Below are 6,000 nucleotides of genomic sequence, written 5' to 3'. Positions count from 1 at the left end.
TTGAAGTCACCGAAGTATTTGGTGATAGCCGCGGTCAGAGTGGTCTTGCCGTGGTCAACGTGGCCAACGGTGCCGATGTTGACGTGCGGTTTATTACGTTCAAACTTTTCCTTAGCCATTGCTTAGGCGCCCTTTTGAAATGAGGGGTCGCTTGCCGACCCGGTTTCCTCTGCGCCGGCGGATTATTTGGTTTGCCGGCAAAAATCAACCCGTTCCTGCTTGACAGCAGCGGTTTTCGCAGGGCTCAGCCAGCCGGTGCCGCTTTGGCCACAGCCGCGTCCGTGCCGCTGCCGGTTTCCGCCGCCGCGCGGGGGGCAAACCAGCCCTCCGCCTCATGCTGTTCGGCCATCCATTCCTCGACCTTGTCGGCGATATTGACCGCCAGCCCCTGGATCTGCTCCTGCTTGGTTCGGGCATGGCCGGAGCCCAAGAGCGCGCTTTCGCCGGTGGTGCTTTCGAAGATTTCCATCTGGTGCTTCTTGGCGAGGAATTTCTCCTGCGCCACGTCGTAGACAAAGACGTTCACCACCACCGCGCTTTTAGGGGAGAACAGCACCGGCACGCCGGCGGGCGCCAGCATGAAGCCTTCGAGCGTCACCGCCACGTCGTACTCCTGCGCGCCCTCGTAGCGGCGCAGGCGGGTGTTCAGCGCGTTCTCGATCGGGGCGGTCCATTCGCTGTGGTCGGCGTCGCGCGACATCGGCCATTGCAGCGCCTTTTCGGTATAGACATGAGTCACGCGGGCCTGGAACGCGCCCAGATCCTCCGGCGCCTCATCCAGGCGGGTTTCACCGCAGGCGGCAAGCAAGGCCAGCGCAGCCAGCATGGAAAGAATGCGGATCATGGAAATCCCCCAAGAGAAATTCGGTCCCGCCCAGATAGCCGGGAGCGGCGGTTAGGGTAAAGACCCGGAAGCAGCAACCCCCGCGCCGGTGGCGCGGGGGGCACAGGCAGGCGGCAGCTTTCTGCCGCCCTACTTGAACTTGTAGTTGCGCGGGAAGCCGTGCGGCGGGCGCTTGCCGACGCCCGCGCGCTTGCCGAGCCACTGGGTGAGGTCAGCCTCGTGGCGGGTCTTGCCGCCGCCCATTTCCCACTTGAGCCCGTCGTCCCAGTTGAAAGTGGTGATGTCGCTGAGGCCGCCGTCCAGTTCCAGCGAGCCCTGCTTGCCGCGGGCCATGTTGTATTTCTGCAGGCGCACGCCCTTGCCGCGGGTCAGCTCGGGCATTTCCTCGACCGCGAAAACCAGGAACTTGCCGTTCTCGGAGACCACGGCGACGTGGTCGCCCTCGACGGGGATGCAGATCTTGGCGCGCTCGTCGTCCTTGACGTTCAGCACCTGCTTGCCGCTGCGGGTCTGGGCGACGATTTCCTTTTCGGCACAGATGAAGCCGTTGCCCGCATCCGAAGCAACCAGCAGGCGGCCGTCGGGGTTGTGGATCAGGAGATCGACGATCTCGGCCTCGTTCGGCAGGTCGACCATCAGGCGCAGCGGTTCGCCCATGCCGCGCCCGCCCGGCAGATTGGCGGCAGACAGGGTGTAGAAGCGGCCGTTGGAACCGAACACCAGGAGGCGGTCGGTGGTTTCGGCGTGGAAGATGAAACGCGGGCCGTCGCCGTCCTTGAACTTCAGTTCGCGACCCAGGTCGATATGGCCTGTCATCGCCCGGATCCAGCCCATCTGCGAGCAGACCACGGTGATCGGCTCGCGGTCGATCATTGCTTCCAGCGGCACGTCCTCGACTTCGCCTGCCTCGGCAAACAACGTGCGGCGGGCGCCGCCTGCGTAGTCCTTGCCGAACTGCTTCTTGGTTTCCTTCAGCTGTTCGGAGATGCGGGACCACTGCAAGTCTTCGGAGGCCAGCAGTTCGACCAGCCCGGCGCGTTCCTCGCGCAAGGCGTCGCGTTCGCGGACCAGTTCGATCTCTTCCAGCTTGCGCAACGACCGCAGGCGCATGTTGAGGATCGCCTCGGCCTGCACCTCGGTCAGCTCGCCGGTGCCGGGGGCCGGAGAGACATACTCTGCCTCGGTGAAGGCGCGGGGGTGGTCCTTGCTCCAGTCCTCGCGGATCAGCGCTGCCTTGGGGTCCTCGTCATAGCGGATGATGTCGATCACCCGGTCGAGGTTCAGGAAGGCAATGATAAAGCCCTCCAAGACCTCAAGCCGGTGGTCGATCTTTTCCATCCGGTGGCGCGAGCGGCGCTGCAGCACGTCGCGGCGATGGTCGAGGAAGGCGCGCAGCACCTCCTTCATCGAGCAGACCTTGGGGGTCACACCGTCGATCAGCACGTTCATGTTGAGGCTGAAGCGGATTTCCAGGTCCGAATTGCGGAACATCATGTTCATCAGAACCTCGGGGTCCACGTTCTTGGACTTGGGTTCGAGGATGATGCGGATGTCGTCCGCTGATTCGTCGCGCACGTCGGCGAGGATCGGCACCTTCTTGGTCTGGATCAGCTCGGCGATCTTCTCGATCAGCTTGGACTTCTGGACCTGATAGGGGATCTCGGTGACGACGACCTGCCACTGGCCGCGGCCCAGGTCCTCGACCTCATGCTTGCAGCGCAGGCGGAAGGAGCCGCGGCCGGTGCTGTAGGCCTTGGCGATGTTTTCCTTGGGCTCGACGATGATGCCGCCGGTGGGAAAGTCCGGGCCGGGCACGTAGTTCAAGAGCGTGTCGTCGCGGGCGTCGGGCGTCCGGATCAGATGCAGGCAGGCGTCGATCAGCTCGGCAATGTTGTGCGGCGGGATGTTGGTCGCCATGCCCACCGCGATGCCGGCCGCACCGTTGGCAAGGATGTTCGGGAAGGTCGCGGGCAGCACCGCCGGTTCGGTCAGGCGGCCGTCGTAGTTGTCGCGGAAATCGACCGAATCCTCGTTGAGGCCTTCCAGCATCGCCTCGGCCACGAAGGTCATCCGCGCCTCGGTGTAGCGCGAGGCCGCCGGGTTGTCGCCGTCGATGTTGCCGAAGTTGCCCTGGCCGTCGACCAGCGGGTAGCGGACGTTGAAGTCCTGCGCCAGGCGCGCCATCGCGTCATAGATCGCGGCGTCGCCGTGGGGGTGGAAGTCGCCCATGGTGTCGCCGGAAATCTTGGCCGACTTCAGGAAGCCGCCGGTGGAGCTGAGGCGCAGGCGGTTCATCGCATAGAGAATGCGCCGGTGCACCGGCTTCAGCCCGTCGCGGGCGTCGGGCAGCGCCCGGTGCATGATGGTGCTGAGCGCATAGGTCAGATAGCGCTCGCCAATGGCGCGGCGCAGCGGTTCCAGGATTTCACCCTGTTCGGGGGCAGACGGCATGTCGGGATCTTCTACCAGGTCGGTCATGAAATCGTGATACTGCCGCCGCCGGAATTGGTAAAGCGGGCGCGCGCGAATTTCACGAGGTGCAGCGCGGCGCCAACGCATTGCGGGGGAGAATACGTGCGACTCTCCCCTGTTTCCCCTCCGTTAACTTGCCCTAGATAGAAAGGAACCAGGCAGCCGCGCCGCGCGTTTACTTCCAAACCAATGCAATTCAGTGCAGCTGCCCGCGTGGTGGTACTAGGGGGACCGGTTATGTCGCGTTTTATTTTTGTGTCTTTCGCTTTTCTGGGCTGGGGCTTTTATGAACTGAGCGGAGGTACGGATTTCACGCCGCCTGAACGGCCGGAGCCGGTCGCTGCCGCTGAACCAGCCGCCCAAGCGCCGAAGCCCGCAAGAATCACCGCAACATCGCTGGCCGCGCAGCCGGTCCTGACCCGGCGCACCGAAGCCCCGGCACCTGCCCGCCCGGCAGCGGACCCGAATTTGCGCCAGCGTGTGGCCGCCAGCCACTTGGTCAGCGCATCCGGTGTGCTGGCATCGACGCAGACAGCGTTTTCGGCGGCCGCAGAACCCGCGGGATTGCAGCTTGCCTCGCTGGATGGCGGACTGGCGGCAATTGCCGCCGCGCCGGCCCCGCTGGCACCGGAAACGGCTGCGGCACCCGCCTCACCCGCTCCCGAAACCTATATCGACCGCCGCAGCATCCGCGCTTCGCGCGTGAACATGCGCCAGGGGCCGGGCACCAATTATCCGGTGATTGCCCGGCTGCTCGGCGGCGAGGAAGTGATCGTGTTCGAGGACAGCGGCACCGGCTGGCTGCACCTGCGGGCGCCCGGCAAGGGTAAGGTGGGCTGGATTGCCGCTTCCCTGGTGAGCAAGAAACGCCCATAACTGCACCGGAGTTTTCCGGGCAGAAGGGCACAATTGTGAAAAAGTCGATTCTGATTACGGGCTGCTCCTCGGGCATCGGCCTGGATGCGGCCCGCGGCATGCGCGCGCGCGGCTGGCGGGTGTTTGCCTCCTGCCGGCAGCAGCGCGACTGCGACCGGATGCGGGCCGAAGGATTCGAGAGCCCGCGCATCGACTACACCGACCCGGAGAGCATCACCGCAGGCCTGGCCGAAGTGCTGGAAGCCACCGGAGGCACTCTGGATGCGCTGTTCAACAACGGTGCGCACGGGCTGCCCGGCGCGGTGGAGGATCTGCCGACCGACGGGCTGCGCACGATTTTCGAGGCCAATTTCTTTGGCTGGCACGAGCTGACCCGGCAGGTGATTCCGGTGATGCGCAAGCAGGGGCACGGGCGGATCGTGCAGAATTCCTCGATTCTGGGCTTTGTCACCTTTCCCTGGCGCGGCGCCTATGTGGCGACGAAATACGCGCTGGAGGGGCTGACCGACACCCTGCGGGTGGAGCTGCAGGGCAGCGGCATCCATCTGGTGCTGATCGAGCCGGGGCCGGTCACGTCGAAAATCCGCGAGAATTCCATCCCGCATTTCGAACGCTTCATCGACTGGAAGGCGTCGCCGCTGCGCGATCTCTACGAAACCCGGCTGCTGAAGCGGCTTTACGAAAGCAGCGGCCCGGACCGGTTCGAGCTGCCGGCCTCTGCCGTGACGGCCAAGCTGGCCCATGCCTGCGAATCCCGGCGCCCGCGGCCGCGCTATTACGTGACCACCCCGACCCATATCGCGGGCTTCCTGCGCCGCATCCTGAGCACCCGGGCAATTGACCGCATCCTGGTGCGGCTCGGCTGACGCATTTGCGGTCGCCAATGGCCCGGCCTCAAGTTAGATGAAGGCAACGGAATAAACGCGCGTGGGGGACAGGATGAGCGATCCGCTGTATTATCTGGCACTGGCAGCCGTGGCGGCTGTGGTTGTGGCGCTGGTCATCGGCATTGGCGGCTTTGGCAAGGGCGGCGAGTTCAACCGCCGCAATGCAAACAAGATGATGCGGCTGCGCATCCTGTTCCAGTTCGTTGCGGTGGTGCTGGTGCTGACCTACGTCTATCTGCGCAACCAGGGAGGATAAGCGGCGATGGTCGTTCTGAACAAGATTTACACCCGTACCGGCGACAAGGGCGAAACCGCGCTCGGCAACGGCGAGCGGGTGGCCAAGCATTCGGCGCGGGTCAATGCCTATGGCACCTCGGATGAGCTGAACTCCTTTGTCGGCGTCGCCCGGCTGGAAGCGGATGGCGAAATGGATGCGGCACTGGCACGCATCCAGAACGATCTGTTCGACCTGGGCGCCGACCTGTGCCGGCCGGAGATGGAGAAGGACGCCGATGCCGAATACCCGCCGCTGCGGGTTGCGGCGGCGCAGGTCGAGCGGCTGGAGGCCGAGATCGACGCCATGAACAAGAATCTGGAGGCGCTGCGCAGCTTCATCCTGCCCGGCGGATCCAATCTGGCGGCGCATCTGCATGTCTGCCGCACCGTGGCGCGCCGCGCCGAGCGGCTGGCCACCGACCTCAGCACAACTGAGGACGTGAACCCGGCGGCGGTGAAATACCTGAACCGCCTTTCCGACTGGTTCTTTGTTGCCGCCCGCACCGCCAACAACGGCGGCAAGGACGATGTTCTGTGGGTGCCCGGCGCCAACCGCTGAGGGCCCCTGCCCCGGCTTGATCTCGGTCTGATTCGCCCTTTGGCGCCGGATTTTTGCGAATCCGGCGCCAAACGCGTCATGCAGGC

7 protein-coding genes are annotated in these 6,000 nt (G+C 64.7%); 4 read left to right on the top strand and 3 right to left on the bottom strand.

All coding sequences use genetic code 11. From position 1 onward, the window contains the following. The 3 genes from KUW17_RS17925 to KUW17_RS17915 all read right to left on the bottom strand — a co-directional run. Positions 1-119, bottom strand: a 119-nt coding sequence (locus tag KUW17_RS17925) for a GTP-binding protein (protein WP_170714658.1), incomplete at its 3' end; no start/stop codon positions are given. 125 nt (positions 120-244) lie between these two features. Then, on the bottom strand, positions 245-844 hold the full coding sequence (locus tag KUW17_RS17920) for a hypothetical protein (protein ID WP_222481627.1): 600 nt from the start codon (positions 842-844) through the stop codon (positions 245-247). A 129-nt stretch (positions 845-973) separates the two neighbouring features. Further along, complete coding sequence (locus tag KUW17_RS17915) at positions 974-3,322, bottom strand: DNA topoisomerase IV subunit A (protein WP_222481624.1); 2,349 nt, start codon at positions 3,320-3,322, stop codon at positions 974-976. 231 nt (positions 3,323-3,553) lie between these two features. On the opposite strand from KUW17_RS17915, the gene KUW17_RS17910 reads away from it, so the two are divergent. From KUW17_RS17910 to KUW17_RS17895, 4 genes are all read left to right on the top strand, one after another. Further along, positions 3,554-4,192 (top strand): SH3 domain-containing protein, encoded by a 639-nt coding sequence (locus KUW17_RS17910; protein WP_222481622.1) that lies wholly within the window; start codon positions 3,554-3,556, stop codon positions 4,190-4,192. A gap of 35 nt (positions 4,193-4,227) precedes the next feature. After that, entirely contained in the window at positions 4,228-5,058 is an 831-nt protein-coding gene (locus tag KUW17_RS17905) for an SDR family NAD(P)-dependent oxidoreductase (RefSeq protein WP_222481620.1), read from the top strand. A 73-nt stretch (positions 5,059-5,131) separates the two neighbouring features. Beyond that, positions 5,132-5,335 carry a twin transmembrane helix small protein gene (locus KUW17_RS17900; protein ID WP_222481618.1) on the top strand — a complete coding sequence of 68 codons (204 nt, stop codon included), beginning with the start codon at positions 5,132-5,134 and terminating at the stop codon, positions 5,333-5,335. Positions 5,336-5,341: 6 nt separating this feature from the next. Continuing rightward, entirely contained in the window at positions 5,342-5,914 is a 573-nt protein-coding gene (locus KUW17_RS17895) for a cob(I)yrinic acid a,c-diamide adenosyltransferase (protein WP_222481616.1), read from the top strand. The last annotated feature ends 86 nt before the right edge of the window (positions 5,915-6,000 follow it).

It is taken from the genome of Leisingera aquaemixtae (assembly GCF_019801145.1).
GTDB lineage: Bacteria > Pseudomonadota > Alphaproteobacteria > Rhodobacterales > Rhodobacteraceae > Leisingera > Leisingera aquaemixtae_A.
This window is presented reverse-complemented; position numbering and strand designations above follow the sequence as displayed.